Here is a 15,013-nt window from a genome sequence, read left to right as displayed (position 1 = left end):
GATCGATAGACGCGGCCAGGGACCGACAATCGAGGCGCCTGGCGGCCCCGCGGGCGGCTTTCTTCCGGCCTCGGATGCGCTAAGGAACAGGATCGGGTCGCGCCGGCCCAATGGCGGTGCTAGACCCTAATGCAGGAACAATGGAGCCGGGCTGCGACTGGCGCGCCCGCAAGGATGAAGGATGTGACGCAATGATCCAGACCGTTGGCATCATCGGGGCAGGGACCATGGGTAACGGCATCGCGCAGGTCTGCGCGGCCGCCGGCCTCTCGGTCGTAATGGTCGATATTTCCGATGCGGCGGTGAACCGCGGCCTTTCGACCGTCGGCGGAAGCCTCGAGCGGCTGGTCAAAAAAGAGAAGATGTCGGCGGCCGACCGCGAGGCGACGCTCAAGCGCATCACCGGCACCACGGACCGGGCGAAGCTGTCGGATTGCGACCTCGTCATCGAGGCCGCGACCGAGAACGAGGAGCTCAAGGTCAAGATCCTGAAGGATCTCTGCGCCACCCTGTCGCCGCGCACGCTGGTCGCGACCAACACCTCCTCGATCTCAATCACCAAGCTCGCCGCCGCGACCGACCGTCCCGACCGCTTCATCGGCATGCACTTCTTCAACCCGGTGCCGGTGATGGCGCTGCTCGAACTCATCCGCGGCCTGCAGACCTCGGACGACACCCATGCCAAGGCGCTGGATTTCGCCAAGCGCGTCGGCAAAGTGGCGATCACGGCCAAGAACAGCCCGGGCTTCGCCGTCAACCGCATCCTGTGTCCGATGATCAACGAGGCGATCTTCGCGCTCCAGGAGGGCATCGCGACGGCGGAAGAGATCGACGCGGGCATGAAGCTCGGCTGCAACCATCCGATCGGGCCGCTCGCACTTGCCGATCTCGTCGGGCTCGACACCATGCTTTCGGTGATGGAGGTCTTTTACAAGGGCTTCAACGATCCTAAATATCGGCCAGCGCCGCTGCTGAAAGAGATGGTCGATGCCGGCCATCTCGGCCGCAAGACCGGGCAGGGCTTCTACACTTATTCCGCCTGACGAAGGCATTGGCGGCGGGCGCCCAGCGTCCGCCGCCAGATCCCGCAATTTGCGCTGCGACAAAGACGCCGCGTGCGATAGGCCCGACAATGTCGAACGGGCGGCCTGCGGGGATAACGGAACGGATAGCAAAGGACATGTCGGATCGACTGAAGGCCGAGCGGGAAGCTGCGGCCGCGCGCCGGAGCCTGTTGACCCAGGATGCGATCGAGCGAACCGGGATCACCGAGGAGATGATTGGAGAACTCGTCACCCGCTTCTACGGACGCGTGCGAGAGGACGCGCTGTTGGGGCCCGTCTTCGGCGTCGTGCAGAATTGGGACGAGCATCTCGCCAAGCTCAGGGATTTCTGGTCGTCGGTCGTGCTGATGAGCGGCCGCTATCATGGCTCACCGATGCGGGCACACCTGCCGCTCAGCCTGGCCGGCGGCCATTTCGATCGCTGGCTCGACCTGTTCGAGCAGACCGCGCGCGAGGTCTGCCCGCCGGCGGCGGCTGCACTGTTCATCGACAAGGCGCGTCGTATCGCCGACAGCTTTGAGATGGCGTCGGCAACACTTGCGGGCCGCATCGCTTCGCCGCGTCACGTGCTCAGGTCGTGAAGGACACGATGCCTGCCTGGGATTCCGCATCGCATCGTGGCGTCGCAGCAATTCCTCCATCATCGGATCTGATCTGCGAAATCATCATGCCATTCGCGCAACGCCATGTAGAAATCGCGAAAACGCGCTTGAACGCATTTACTCCGACGCAATCAGCGCGAGCAAAGCCATATTGATGCACTGCGGCGCCAAGTCTTCGCCTTGTTTTCGGCAGAGTTCCAGCGCCTGCTAGCGGGCATGGCTCGCGCATCGTTCGATACCCATTCATCATCTTCCGAAAATGCTACGGAACCCGACGTCGAAGCGGGCACCGAACAGACACGGCGATCCCTGCTGCTCGGTGCGATGGCCACGACGGCGTGTCTCGGCTGTTCAACCAGGGCCCGCGCAGGTGAGGATCCGCCCGGCTCGGATGAGCGGCCGCAGAAAGGCGATCTGCTCGTCTTCTCCGAAGGTGACCAGGAGGGAAAGCTCATCACTGCGGCTGATCTACGGGTCGGTGGACCGCCGATCCATGCCTGGCCGAAGGACCCCACCACATCGGTGGTGCGCAGCGCCTCGCGGCTCAACGAAATCCTGATCATCAAGCTCGATCCCGCCGACCTCGACGAGAAGACCCGCGCGCGCGCCGTCGACGGCATCATCGCCTATTCGGCGATCTGCTCGCATGCCGGCTGTCCCGTCACCGCCTGGGTGAAGAGCGATGTCGGCGACAAGGAGGTTTTCAAGTGCATGTGCCACAACTCCGAATTCGATCCCCGCGCGGGCGCGCAGGTCGTGTTCGGGCCGGCGCCGCGGCGGCTAGCAGCGCTGCCGCTGGCGCTCGCTGACGGTTCGCTCAGCGTCGCCGGCAATTTCATGGGAAAGGTAGGTGGCACACAGCCAGGATGATGGACGGTTGCGGGCTGGGCCCGCCTCACGACTAGCCGCCACCGCCGAAGGGCGGAAGACGGGACGAACGACAAGAAATCACAAAAAGAATTCAAGCGGATGAAAAAGGGGAACGTCCATGAAAACTTCCATGATCAGGAAGCAATGGTTACTGTCCGGCTTGGTCGCCTTCACGTGTCTTGCCTCAACCGCCGCTCTATCGGGGCCGATCGAGAGTTATTCTCCGGTCACCGCGCAGCGGCTGGAAAACCCCGAGCCCCACAACTGGATGCTTTACCGGCGCACCTATGACGGGCACGGCTATAGCCCGCTCGATCAGATCAACACCTCCAACGTGAAGAACCTCACACCGGTCTGGACCTTTTCCACTGGCGTGGTCGAAGGCCATCAGGCCCCGCCGATCGTCAACAATGGCGTGATGTTCGTGACGACCCCAATGGGCCAGGTGATCGCGCTGAATGCGAAGACCGGCGACGAATACTGGCGCTACAAGCGGCAGCTTCCTGACGATCTGTTCCAGCTGCATCCGACCAACCGCGGCGTTGGTCTGTGGGAGGACAAGCTCTACCTCGCCACCACGGACGACCACGTGGTCGCGCTCGATGCCAAGACCGGCAAGGTGCTGTGGGACACGAAGGTGCAGGACTACAGGAAGGGGCAGTACCTCACCCTGATGCCCTTGATCGTCGACGGTAAGGTCATTGTCGGCGGCTCCGGCGGCGAGTTCGGCGTGCGTGGCTATATCGTTGCTTATGATGCCAAGGAGGGAAAAGAGTTGTGGCGGACCTACACCATCCCCGGTGAAGGCGAGCCCGGTCATGACACCTGGCAAGGCGACGACTGGAAAAACGGCGGCGGGTCGGCCTGGATGACAGGCAATTACGACAAGGAGACCAGGACGATCTATTGGGGTGTCGGCAATGCCGCGCCATGGCCCGGCGACTCGCATCCCGGCGACAATCTCTACACAGCATCGGTGCTCGCGCTCGATCCCGACACTGGCAAGATCAAGGCCTATCACCAATACCACCAGAACGATTCCTGGGATTGGGATGAGGTCGACGCGCCGATGCTGATCGATTTGCAACGCAACGGCCGCACCATCAAGAGCTTGGTCCATCCCGGCCGCGACGCGATCTTCTGGGTGCTGGAGCGGACTCCGACCAAGATCAATTACGTCGCCGGATGGCCGTTCGTCTTCACTGACGTCTGGAAGGGCATCGACGAGACCGGCAAGCCGATCGTGGATCCAGCGCACAAGCCGGTGATCGGCAAGCGCGTCGAGTTCTGTCCCTCGCTGTGGGGCGGCAAGGATTGGCCATCGGCGGCCTACAGCCAGAGGACCGGCCTCGTCTACGTGCCTGCCAACGAGAATTTCTGCGGCGGCTTTACCGGCGAGAAAGTGCCACTCAAGCCGGGCGAGCTCTGGCTCGGCACCAAGCCGGAAGACATCGGCCTGAAGGTAAAGCCGGGTGCGGATCATTTTGGCGAGCTGCAGGCCTGGGATCCCGCAACCGGAAAGAAGGTCTGGCAGCACAACTTCCCCAAGTCGCATCTGTTCGGATCGGTCACGGCGACTGCGGGCGATCTCGTCTTCGTCGGCGGGACCAACGACCGCTATTTCCGCGCCTTCCACGCCAAGACGGGCGAACTGTTGTGGGAGCAGAAGACCAACTCCGGCATCGTCGGCATGCCGGTGTCATATGAGATCGACGGCACGCAATACATCGCGATCCAGTCGGGCTGGGGCGTCGACGCGCAGCGCATCCAGGATGCACTCGTGACCAACAATATCGGCATCGAAGCCAACGTGCCGCAGGGCGGCGTCGTCTGGGTCTTCGCGCTGAAGAAATAGCTCCGCGGGCGGATCGAAAGAAGCGGAGCAGCGGGGGGTGGCGAATGCGGCGGATGGCAACATCCGCCGCATTTGTTTGCGCAGCGCCAGATAGCTACTTCCCCTCGCGCTCGACCTTATCCTTCTCCTTCTGGTTCATCTCGCGAATCTTGGGATCCGGATTGTGCTGCCCGGTGGTCTGGTTGGTGGTGGCGGGCGGGGCATTGGCGTTCGGCAGCGAAGTCTGGTCGGGGCCGGTGGGGCGCGTCGCGGTGGTCGGCGGCGTCGTGTTGCTCTGGGCGAATGCGCCCGCGGCGGTCAAAAGAAAGGCGCCCGACAGCGAGACCGCGAGCGCCCTTGAGATGTTGGTCATCGATCTGTCTCCTGTCAGATCGATGGAAACGGCGCGAGGCGCCTTGTGTTCCGCCTCGCGCTTCGGTTCCGTCTCACGCCTCCAATTGCTTGCCGATCGGAAGCGCGCGGATGCGCTTTCCCGTCGCTGCGAAGATCGCGTTGATCAGGGCTGGCGCGAACGGAGGAACGCCGGGCTCGCCAACGCCGCTCGGCGGCGTGTCGGGTCCGGGCGGCACGATGTACACGTTGGTCACCACAGGCGAGTCGTCCATCCTGACGACCTGGAAGTCGTCAAAATTCTTCTGCTGCACCTTGCCGTCCTTGAAGGTGATCTCACCGTATTTGGCGAGACTGAGCCCCATGATCGCCGCGCCCTCGATCTGCGAAGCGATGCGCTCGGGGTTGACATAGGTGCCGCAATCGATCGCCGTGTCGACCCGCGGCACCGTCAGCTTGCCCTTGTCGTCGACGGCGACCTCGACGATGGTCGCGATGTAGCTGACGAAGCTGCGGTGCACGGCGATGCCGAGACCGTGGCCCTTCGGCACCTTTCGTCCCCATTCGCCCTTCTCGGCGACCAGCTCGACCACCTTGCGCAGGCGCGCGGTGTCGATCGGGTAGCTGTCCTGGGGCTCGCCGTAATTCCAGAGGTCCTTCACGTTGGGCTTGACGATGCGAGGCGAGCCGATCAGCTCGAGCAGCATGTCTTTCTGGTCGCGGCCCGTTGCCTGCGCGATCTCGCCGACCATCGACTGGACGGCGAAGGCGCGCGGGATGTTCGAGACCGCGCGGAACCAGCCGATGCGGGTGAACGCCGCGGCTTCCGGGTTCTCACACGAGATGTTCGCGATCTCGAACGGCATATCGACCAGGCCCATGCCGATCTCGAACGGCGCCTGATGCACCGTGCCGGCGGCAAAGGTCGAGGCGATGCTGGGAGCCACGCTGCGGTGGCGCCAGGCGATCACCTTGCCGCTCTTGTCGAGGCCGGCCTCGATCCGCTCGACCGAGACGGTGTGCAGGAAGCCGTTGTGGATGTCGTCCTCCCGCGTCCACTGCACCTTCACCGGCGCGCCGAGCTCCTTCGAGAGCAGCGCGGCTTCGAGCGCAAAGTCGCATTTCGACTTGCGTCCGAACCCGCCGCCGAGCAGCGTCACGTTGACCGTGACGTTGGCCTCGGGAATGCCGAGCGTCTTGGCGACGTCCTCGCGGGTGCCGCCGGGGCTCTGAACCGGCGCCCAGATCTCGGCCTTGTCGCCCTTGACGTCCGCGACCGCCACCGGCGTCTCCATGGCGACATGGGCGAGATGCGGAAGGTAGTATTCGCCGACGATCACCTTGTCGGCGCTCTTCAGGGCAGCGTCCGCATCGCCCTCCTTGCGCAGCACGAGCCCCGGCTTGCGCGAGGCCTCCTCGAGCTCCTTGCGGTAGGCGACGGAGTCGTATTTGCCGTTGGGACCGTCGTCCCAGGTCAGCTTCAGCGCGTCGCGGCCCTTGATCGCCGCGCCTGTGTTGCGCGCGATCACCGCGACGCCGCCGAGCGGCTGGAATTTCGAGGGCCACGGCCAGCCGCGCACCTGCATCACCTTCTCGACACCGGGGACCTTCAGCGCCTCCGCCGGCTCGAACTTGACCAGCTTGCCGCCGGTCACCGGCGGACGGGCGATCACGGCATATTTCATGCCGGGCAGCCGCACGTCGGCGCCGTAGTTCGCCTTGCCGGTGGTGATGTCGTGGAGATCGACGATGCCGATCTGGCCCTTGCCGAGATAACGGAAGTTCTTGGGGTCCTTCAGCTTGAGGCCCTCGATGCTGGGCACCGATTCCTTGGCGGCGTCGGCAGCGAGCTCGCCGAAGCCGAGCTTGCGCCCGCTGGCGCTGTGCACGACCTCGTGGTTGACCGCCTTGACCTCGGTCGCCGGCACGCCCCAGCGCTTGGCCGCGGCCTGCTCCAGCATTGTGCGGGCCGAAGCGCCGATCTGGCGCATCGGGATCAGATAATGCCGCGTGCTGCGCGAGCCGTCGGTGTCCTGGTTGCCGAACTTGACCTCGTCGCCATGGGCTTGCTGCACCTTGACCCTGGACCAGTCGGCCTCCATCTCCTCGGCCACGATCAGCGGCAGGCTGGTGCGCACGCCGGTGCCCATTTCCGAACGATGCCCGACGATGGTGACGATGCCATCCGCGCCTACCGAAACGAACACGCGCGGATCGACCACGACGCCATGCGGCATCTTGCCGGCGCCGGTCTCATAGGCGAGCGCCTGGCGCGACATCACGGGGGCGGCGAGCACGAAGCCGCCGGTGACGCCGAGCCCCTTCAGGATGCTGCGGCGCGACACCTTCTCGACCTTGATGTGCTTTTCGAAGCCGCGAAGCTTGCGGGGATTGTCGATGAAGTTCATGTCACACTCCCGTCGATGCGAGATGGACGGCATTCTCGATGCGCTGATAGCAGCCGCAACGGCAGATGTTGCCGGACATCGCCTCGCGGATCTGGTCGTGCGAGGGTTTGGGATTCTCCATCAGAAGCGCCGCGGCCTGCATGATCTGGCCGGCCTGGCAGAAGCCGCATTGGGGCACGTTGACCTGGCGCCACGCCTTCTGCACCGGGTGATCGCCGTTCGGATGCAGGCCTTCGATCGTGGTGACCTCGCGTCCGGCGACGTCGTTGACGGACGTGATGCAGGCGCGCACCGCTTGCTTGTCGACGATGACCGTGCAGGAGCCGCACAGGGCCTGGCCGCAGCCGTATTTGGTGCCGGTGAGACCGGCCTCGTCACGCAGGAACCAGAGTAGCGGGAGATCCGGGTCACCGTCCCAGCTCTGTTCCTGGCCGTTGATCTTCACCTTGATCATGATCGTGCCTCGCTCTTCATAAGCATGCCAAATTCAAAGTCCGCCGACGCCGGTCGGCGACCGCTCGTGCGTCGTCTCGCCACATCCCGCCGTAGTCCCGCGCGGGCAAATCCCGGAAGGAGGCAGGAACGCAGGTAGCGATGTCTGGATGTGCTCGATACCTCCCGTTTTCTTCTTAATTGATTGTACGTCGTGCGGCATCGTGACGGCGCGACCCTAGCAGAGATCGCGCCGACCCGGCGTTCACAGCCGAGTGTTCTCACCGGGAAAAGATTGCATCGACGGTTTGTCAAAAGCAGGGCGCGTCATCCGCCACGTTGCCTATCAAATGGACGCAACGAAAAAAGCTTCGTCCGCCGGCTGCACCGAACGGACGAAGCAGTAGGCCTCAGTCGAGGGAGGGAGAACGCAGAGCACCGCGAACTTCAAGCAGGAAGCGGACGGTCCTGCGCAGTCATTCAGAGACCAGGACTGAGGAGCCGATGGTCCTCACCCACGCGTGGTGCAGAAGCGGCGGCATCGCGCCGCGGTGGTCCCGGCAGCGGGGACCCGTGAGGCTCGCTGGCGGCAACGAACGCCAGCGAGTTGCAGATGGTGTAGCCAAGATCCGGCGGCCGGCCAGTTCAGGCGGGCGTCCAGGCAGTCTTCCTAAGCGGCTTTGGCCTTCGCGACATGGGTCGCGATCGCGTCCATCAGGGGCGGGGACAGGCAGTCATAGGGCTCGAGGCCGATCTCCTTCAGCCGCGAACGGATGCCGGCCATCTGCTCGGGCTTCACACCCGATTCGATCACGGAGGAAACGAAGGCGGCGAATTGCGGCGCCTGCGAGCCCTGCTCCTGGAACAGTTCGGGATGGATGAAGTCGAGGCCGTAGAACGGATGGTTCTTGTTCTCGATCCGGCCGTACATGTGCGTGCCGCAGGCCTTGCAGGCGTAACGCTGGATCACCGCGGAGGGGTCGACGATTTGGAGCTTGTCGCCGTTCTCGAGCACGGTGACGTTCTGGCGCGGCACGACGGCGACGACGGAGAAGGTCGCGCCCTGCGGCTTCCAGCACTTGGTGCAGCCACAGGCGTGATTGTGGGCGACGTCGCCCTTGATGCCGACCTTCACCGGGTGGTCGCTGCATTTGCAGGCCAGCGTGCCGCCGGCGAAGCTGCCGCTGCCTTGCTTGATGCCGTTGTCGATCGAGGGATGGAGTGCAACAGTCATGGTCGATCCTCCTTGGTGTGACGTTTTCGAGCTAGAACACGACGACTGAACGGATGGATTTGCCCTCGTGCATGAGGTCAAAGCCCTTGTTGATCTCCTCGAGCTTGAGCACGTGGGTGATCATCGGATCGATCTGGATCTTTCCGTTCATGTACCAGTCGACGATCTTCGGCACGTCGGTTCGCCCGCGCGCGCCGCCGAAGGCCGTGCCGCGCCAGTTGCGGCCGGTGACGAGCTGGAACGGGCGGGTGGCGATCTCCTTGCCGGCCTCGGCGACGCCGATGATGATCGAGGTGCCCCAGCCGCGATGGCAGGCCTCCAGTGCCTGGCGCATCACGGTGGTGTTGCCGGTGCAGTCGAAGGTGTAGTCGGCGCCGCCGTCGGTGAGGCCGACGAGGTGCTGAACGATGTCGCCGGTGATCTTCTTCGGGTTGACGAAGTCGGTCATGCCGAACCTGCGACCCCATTCCTCCTTGGAATCGTTGATGTCGACGCCGATGATCTTGTCGGCGCCGGCCATCTTGGCACCCTGGATGACGTTGAGGCCGATGCCGCCGAGGCCGAACACGACCACGTTGGAGCCCGGCGTCACCTTGGCGGTGTTGACGACGGCGCCGACGCCGGTGGTGACGCCGCAGCCGATGTAGCAGCTCTTGTCGAACGGCGCGTCCTCGCGGATCTTGGCGACCGCGATCTCGGGCAGCACGGTGAAGTTCGAGAAGGTCGAGCAACCCATGTAGTGGTAGATCGGCTTGCCCTTGTAGGAGAAACGGCTGGTGCCGTCGGGCATCACGCCCTTGCCCTGCGTCGCGCGGATCGCGGTGCAGAGATTGGTTTTCTGGCTGAGGCAGCTTTTGCACTGCCGGCATTCCGGCGTGTAGAGCGGGATGACGTGATCGCCCGGTTTCACCGAGGTCACGCCGGGGCCGATCTCGCGGATGATGCCGGCTCCCTCATGTCCCAGGATCGACGGGAAGATTCCCTCGCTGTCGAAGCCGTCGAGCGTGTAGGCGTCGGTATGGCAGATGCCCGTCGCCTTGATCTCGACCAGGACTTCGCCGGCCTTCGGGCCTTCCAGATCGACCTCGACGATCTCGAGCGGCTTCTTGGCTTCGAAAGCAACGGCGGCACGTGTCTTCATGGGTAGCTCCTCAAATTCTCATCAGGCGCCAAGAAGTAGTCCTGGCAGCCCTCGTAACGTTCATTTCTTGCCCATGCAGGCGTCTTCAGCCTGGGTATAGGCCTCCGTCTTCTCCTCCTTTTTCGCAGGACGCTGCCGGCCCAAGGCGTCGGTGGAGCGCGCGCGGAGATAGACGTAGAGATCGTCCATGTAGCAGGCGACGTTCGGGTTGTCGCCGAAGGCCGGCATGACGTTCTCCTGCGCGGCCGAGATGTTCTTGCGGCCGGAGGCGACCACGCCGAGGAAGTCGCCGTAGCTCATCGACTTCACGGAATCCCTCAGCGCCGGCGCGTATGTCGATCCCATGCCGTCGGGGCCGTGACACACGTGACAGTCCGAATGATAGCGGCGGTATCCGGAATAGGTGAACCAGTCCACGGTGCCGTCGGCCGAAATCTTGTAGGTCGGGTTTCCGTCCTTATCGAGCCACTTTCCGTCGTCTTCCTTCTTCACGGCGGTCGGGTCGCCCGGACCCTCTGCGACCGCGCTTCCTCCGGACACAACGAAGATCATCATCACAGCAATGACAGAGCAGATTTGACGCAAGAGATTGTTCCTCGGTCGGCATTCGGTGGAGACGAGCCGGCGCGTGAAGCGATCCACGCGCCGGAGCGATGCTGACGGGTTTAGTTCGGCAGCGAGAACACGGTCAGGGTACCGCCGAGCGCCGTGTAGTTGCTGAGGGCCGCGTAGCCGCCGACCGCACCGAGGCCTGCGGTCGGGTCGGTCAGGCCTGCCGCCAGTCCGATGCCGGCCCAGCCGCCCACGCCGGAGAGAATGGCAATGTATTGCTTGCCATTGTTCTCATAGGTGGTGACGTTGCCGATGATGCCCGAGGGAGTCTTGAACTTGTAGAGCTCCTTGCCGGTCTTGGCGTCGACCGCCTTCAGGTAGCCTTCGAGCGTGCCGTAGAACACCACGCCCCCGGCGGTTGCGAGCGCACCCGACCAGACCGAGAACTGCTCCTTGTTCGACCAGACGATCTTGCCGGTCTTGTTGTCCCAGGCGATGAAGTTGCCCATGTGGCTTTCGCCCTGCGGCGGATACATCGAGAGCGTCGCACCCACATAGGGCTGACCCGCGGTGTAGCTCACCTTGAACGGCTCATAGTCCATGCAGACGTGGTTGGTCGGAACGTAGAACAGCTGCGTGTCCGGCGAGTAGGCTGCCGGCTGCTGGTCCTTGGTGCCGAGCGCGGCCGGGCAGATGCCCTTTGTGTTCTTGTCCTCTCCGCCGTGCTCGGTCGAGTATTGTGCGACGACCTTGGGACGGCCGTAGGTCGGCGAGTTCTTGTCCATGTCGACGCCGCTGGTCCAGTTCACCTTCGGGTCGTACTTCTCGGCGACCAGCAGTTCGCCGCTCTCGCGGTCCATCGTGTAGGCGAGGCCGTTGCGGTCGAAGTGCGTCAGCAGCTTGCGGTTCTGACCGTTGATCTGCTGATCGCTGAGGATCATTTCGTTGACGCCGTCATAGTCCCATTCGTCGTGGGGCGTCATCTGGTAGACCCACTTCGCCATGCCGGTGTCGGCATCGCGGGCGAAGATCGCCATCGACCATTTGTTGTCGCCGGGACGCTGCTTCGGGTTCCAGGTCGAGGGATTGCCCGACCCGTAATAGACGAGGTTCAGAGCGGGATCGTAGGAGATCCAGCCCCAGGTGCAGCCGCCGCCGATCTTCCACTGATCGCCCTGCCAGCTCTTCAGCGAAGAGTCCGGGCCGACCGGCTTGCCGAGCGAGGTCGTCTTCGCCGGATCGACCTTGATCTGATCATCCGGGCCTGTGGAATAGGCGCGCCAGACCTGCTTGCCGGATTTGAGGTCGTATGCGGTGACATGGCACTGCACGCCGAACTCGCCGCCGGAGATGCCGACCAGGACCTTGTCCTTGACGACCAGCGCAGACGACGTGCCGGTCTCGCCCTTCGCGGGATTGCCGTTGGTCGCCGACCAGGCCACCTGGCCGGTCTTGGCGTCGAGCGCGACGAGGTTGGTGTCGGCCTGATGCAGAATGATCTTGCCGTCGCCATAGGACAGGCCGCGGTTGACGGTGTCGCAGCACATAACGGGGATGACGTTGGGATCCTGCTTCGGCTCGTATTTCCAAACGATCTTGTTCTCTTGCGAAAGGTCAATGGCGTAGACCTTGTTCGGGAACGGCGTATGGACGTACATCATGTTGCCGATGATCAGCGGGCCGCCTTCGTGGCCACGCAGTACGCCAGTCGAGAAGGTCCAGGCAACTTGGAGTTTCCCGACATTCTGTGCGTTGATCTGGTTTAGCTTCGAATAGCGGGTATTGGCGTAGTCGCCCGCCGGCATCACCCAGTCTTTCGGGTTTTGCGACATCTTGATCAGCTCGTCATTTGCTGAAGCGCTGCCGACGGCGAGAGCCGCCGCCGAACCAAGACAGGTCGCCAGAAGCACCTTGCGCATAGTCATTCCTCCGTTGGTCTCGTTTATTATTTCCGAAGCATTGCTCAATCGCCGGGCTTCTCGTCCGGCGTCTGCTCGTGCAGGGCGGTCACGATGGGGACCAGAAACGATGCTGTGCTGTTTCCTCCTCCTGATGAGAGCCACGGGTCCACGTGCAGGAGCGGCCCGTTCTTGTTGTTCCTGCCGCAATCCCTAACGGCTTCGCCATCGGGAAACTTGCCCAAGAGCGAAGGCGGTTTGCTCGACAGCGCACGGAGGTGAAGATTTTGATTTTGCAGTAGCGAATTCAGCGGCTTCGGTGCGCCCTCGAGGCCGGCCTCGGCGCTCAGGTTCCCCTTGACGGCGCTGCAACTAAGGCGGAGGATTAAGTTTCAAGAGTGGCAATGGAACGATGGCGCTCGTTGCAAGAGACCGCTCAAATGCGAGGTAAACGTCACGCAATCACGGCTGAGGGCTCCGGCAGCGCTGGTTGCGATTCGCGCCGAACCTCCGGATCAAATCAGTGGCTGGATTAATGTCCGACACCATTCACACGCTCTCGACGACCGGAATGACGCCGAAGCGGCAGATCCAGAGCTGGATCGACGGGCTCACGAGCCTGTGCGGGCATTTCGACGTCGATCCGCTGGAAGCGTCCTCGCTCGAAGGTCGCATCGATTACACCACGGTCTCGCGCCTGAAGCTCTGCCAGATCGAGGTCAGCCAGCATCGCATCGCGCACACGCTGGCGCGCGCCAAGGCCAATGAACACCCGTACATAAAAATCCACTTCCAGACCTACGGCGTGTCTTATTTCGAACAAGAAGGCCGTCACATCGAGATCAATCCGGGCGACATCATCGCCTATGACGTCTCCTGTCCACATTCGATCATCAGTCCCGCCTTTACCCGTCACGACGTGGTGATCGTGCCGAAGGCGCTGCTGCGCGACCGCGGATTCCCGTCGCAGCGGATGCCGGCGTGCAAATTGACGGCGAAGACGGGGACCGGGCGGATCGCCCACGATTTCGTCCATGCCACCTTCGACGAGGCGGCAAAGCTGTCGGCCAACAGCGCGGTCGGCGTCGCCGATTCGCTGATCGACCTGTTGCTGCTGCCGCTGCGCGAAGCCGACACGATGTTCGATCGTGTCGGGCCCGAAGCGATGTATGTGCGCGCGCAGTTCTTCATCCGGGAGCACTTGCGCGACCCGGATCTGTGCATCGACCAGATCTCGGCCGAGCTCGGTTGCTCCAAGCGCTATCTGCACATGCTGTTCTCGGAGCGCGGCACCACAGTGAGCGACTACATCTGGCAGGCGCGGTTGCAGAACTGCCGCCAGGAGCTCGAGGCCCACGCCGGCAAGACCATTACCGACGTCGCCTTCTCCTGGGGGTTCTCCAGCTCATCGCATTTCAGCCGGGTGTTCCGAAAATACTTCGGCGTGGTGCCGTCCTCGATCCACAAGGCACAGCAGGGCGCGGCGAGCTCGGGCGAGCATTAGACGCGGTTTTTCCAGAAGCGGCGAGGCCGTCCTCCTGATGCGCCCAACTTTCTGATCAGGCCGGCTCGAGGCCCAACGACTTCGCGCTCTCGATCCAGATCGGCAGCTCGCGCTGGTACAGCGCATTAGTCTCCTTGAAGCCGATCGCGGGCTCGAGCACGAAAGTCGAGAGAACCTCCTTCACTTTCGGATCGGTGTTGGCGGCGACGCAGAGCTCGGCCAGGCGGTCGACCACGGCTTGCGGCGTCGCCTTGGGCACGGCCCAGCCGGTGAATCCGCTCACGGTGAAGAATTTCGACGTGGCGCCCTGCTCGGGAAGGGTCTTGATCGCGGGGATCGCATCGACCTTCTTCGAATGCACGGCGAACACCGTGCCGCGGTCGCTTTGCAGGACCGACTGTGCGGCCGTGTAGCTGCCCATCGCGGCATCGAGGGTGCCTTCCAGCATTCCCGTCCACATCGGCGCCTCGCCGCGATAATGCACCGGCTCGATGTTGAGGCCATACTGCTTGTTGAGCTCGTTGACGGTCATGTGCGGGGCCGAGCCCGCGCTGTAGGTGCCGAAATTCACCTTGCCGCTCTTGCGCGCGAAGGCGACGAAATCCTCCAGCGTCTTGACCCCGGTTTTCGGGTTCGCGACCAGCAACAGGCCCGCGCCGGGAATGACGCTGACGAGCGTCAGATCCTTGTCCATGTCGTAGCCGGGATTTTTCATCACCACCCGGTTCATGATGTAGGTGGTCGAGATCGAGCACAGGATGGTGTGGCCGTCGGGCTCGGCGCGGGCGACTTCCGCCGTCCCGATCGCGCCGGAGGCGCCGGGCTTGTTCTCGATGACGACGGTCTTGCCGACCTGCTTGGAGATGAACTCGCCATAAGCGCGCGCGAGCAGGTCGGTCTGGCCGCCGGCGGGATAGCTGCAGATCATGCGAATCTGCCGCGCCGGCCAGCCACCCTGCGCCGATGCGCCGCGCGCGACGAACGGCATCGCCAGTGCACCGGTACCGGCGGCGATGAAGTGGCGGCGATCGAGCTTGGCGGACATGATTCTCTCCCTGATTTTTGCCGAACCTACTGCATCAGGCCGTCGCTGCCATGGGCCGCAGGCGAGACAGATTGGCGC

General features: G+C 63.4%; 13 protein-coding genes. 5 read left to right on the top strand and 8 right to left on the bottom strand.

The window, feature by feature from the left end:
- Positions 1-191 precede the first annotated feature (191 nt).
- The 4 genes from GA0061099_RS31715 (at position 192) to GA0061099_RS31700 (ending at position 4,391) form a co-directional block, all read left to right on the top strand.
- A complete protein-coding gene (locus GA0061099_RS31715; protein ID WP_036007996.1) occupies positions 192-1,043 on the top strand; it encodes a 3-hydroxybutyryl-CoA dehydrogenase in 852 nt (283 codons plus the stop codon).
- Positions 1,044-1,180: 137 nt separating this feature from the next.
- A complete protein-coding gene (locus GA0061099_RS31710; protein ID WP_036029348.1) occupies positions 1,181-1,645 on the top strand; it encodes a group III truncated hemoglobin in 465 nt (154 codons plus the stop codon).
- Between the two features lie 237 nt (positions 1,646-1,882).
- Complete coding sequence (locus GA0061099_RS31705) at positions 1,883-2,536, top strand: QcrA and Rieske domain-containing protein (protein WP_036007969.1); 654 nt, start codon at positions 1,883-1,885, stop codon at positions 2,534-2,536.
- Between the two features lie 130 nt (positions 2,537-2,666).
- Positions 2,667-4,391, top strand: coding sequence for a methanol/ethanol family PQQ-dependent dehydrogenase (locus GA0061099_RS31700; protein WP_085972394.1), 1,725 nt, complete (start codon positions 2,667-2,669; stop codon positions 4,389-4,391).
- A gap of 94 nt (positions 4,392-4,485) precedes the next feature.
- On the opposite strand, the gene GA0061099_RS31695 is transcribed toward GA0061099_RS31700, so the two are convergent.
- From GA0061099_RS31695 to xoxF5, 7 genes are all read right to left on the bottom strand, one after another.
- Entirely contained in the window at positions 4,486-4,743 is a 258-nt protein-coding gene (locus GA0061099_RS31695) for a hypothetical protein (protein ID WP_036029352.1), read from the bottom strand.
- A 73-nt stretch (positions 4,744-4,816) separates the two neighbouring features.
- The gene (locus GA0061099_RS31690; RefSeq protein ID WP_036029355.1) at positions 4,817-7,129 is read right to left on the bottom strand and encodes a xanthine dehydrogenase family protein molybdopterin-binding subunit; all 2,313 of its coding nucleotides are present in this window, start codon (positions 7,127-7,129) and stop codon (positions 4,817-4,819) included.
- A gap of 1 nt (position 7,130) precedes the next feature.
- On the bottom strand, positions 7,131-7,583 hold the full coding sequence (locus GA0061099_RS31685; protein ID WP_024342565.1) for a (2Fe-2S)-binding protein: 453 nt from the start codon (positions 7,581-7,583) through the stop codon (positions 7,131-7,133).
- Positions 7,584-8,231: 648 nt separating this feature from the next.
- Complete coding sequence (gene gfa / locus GA0061099_RS31680; protein WP_036007953.1) at positions 8,232-8,795, bottom strand: S-(hydroxymethyl)glutathione synthase; 564 nt, start codon at positions 8,793-8,795, stop codon at positions 8,232-8,234.
- Positions 8,796-8,826: 31 nt separating this feature from the next.
- Positions 8,827-9,936 carry an S-(hydroxymethyl)glutathione dehydrogenase/class III alcohol dehydrogenase gene (locus GA0061099_RS31675; protein ID WP_027574628.1) on the bottom strand — a complete coding sequence of 370 codons (1,110 nt, stop codon included), beginning with the start codon at positions 9,934-9,936 and terminating at the stop codon, positions 8,827-8,829.
- A 60-nt stretch (positions 9,937-9,996) separates the two neighbouring features.
- A complete protein-coding gene (locus GA0061099_RS31670; RefSeq protein ID WP_036007993.1) occupies positions 9,997-10,488 on the bottom strand; it encodes a c-type cytochrome, methanol metabolism-related in 492 nt (163 codons plus the stop codon).
- 113 nt (positions 10,489-10,601) lie between these two features.
- A complete protein-coding gene (xoxF5, locus tag GA0061099_RS31665; RefSeq protein WP_036029357.1) occupies positions 10,602-12,407 on the bottom strand; it encodes a lanthanide-dependent methanol dehydrogenase XoxF5 in 1,806 nt (601 codons plus the stop codon).
- Positions 12,408-12,921: 514 nt separating this feature from the next.
- Between xoxF5 and GA0061099_RS31660 the strand changes: the two genes are divergently transcribed.
- Complete coding sequence (locus tag GA0061099_RS31660) at positions 12,922-13,890, top strand: helix-turn-helix domain-containing protein (RefSeq protein ID WP_025037738.1); 969 nt, start codon at positions 12,922-12,924, stop codon at positions 13,888-13,890.
- Between the two features lie 55 nt (positions 13,891-13,945).
- On the opposite strand, the gene GA0061099_RS31655 is transcribed toward GA0061099_RS31660, so the two are convergent.
- Positions 13,946-14,935 carry a Bug family tripartite tricarboxylate transporter substrate binding protein gene (locus GA0061099_RS31655; protein WP_036029360.1) on the bottom strand — a complete coding sequence of 330 codons (990 nt, stop codon included), beginning with the start codon at positions 14,933-14,935 and terminating at the stop codon, positions 13,946-13,948.
- Positions 14,936-15,013 lie beyond the last annotated feature (78 nt).

Origin of the sequence: Bradyrhizobium yuanmingense, assembly GCF_900094575.1 — a bacterium.
In the GTDB taxonomy this organism is placed as follows: domain Bacteria; phylum Pseudomonadota; class Alphaproteobacteria; order Rhizobiales; family Xanthobacteraceae; genus Bradyrhizobium; species Bradyrhizobium yuanmingense.
Note: the sequence above shows the minus strand (reverse complement) of the source record. Positions and strands in the feature narration are given on the sequence as shown.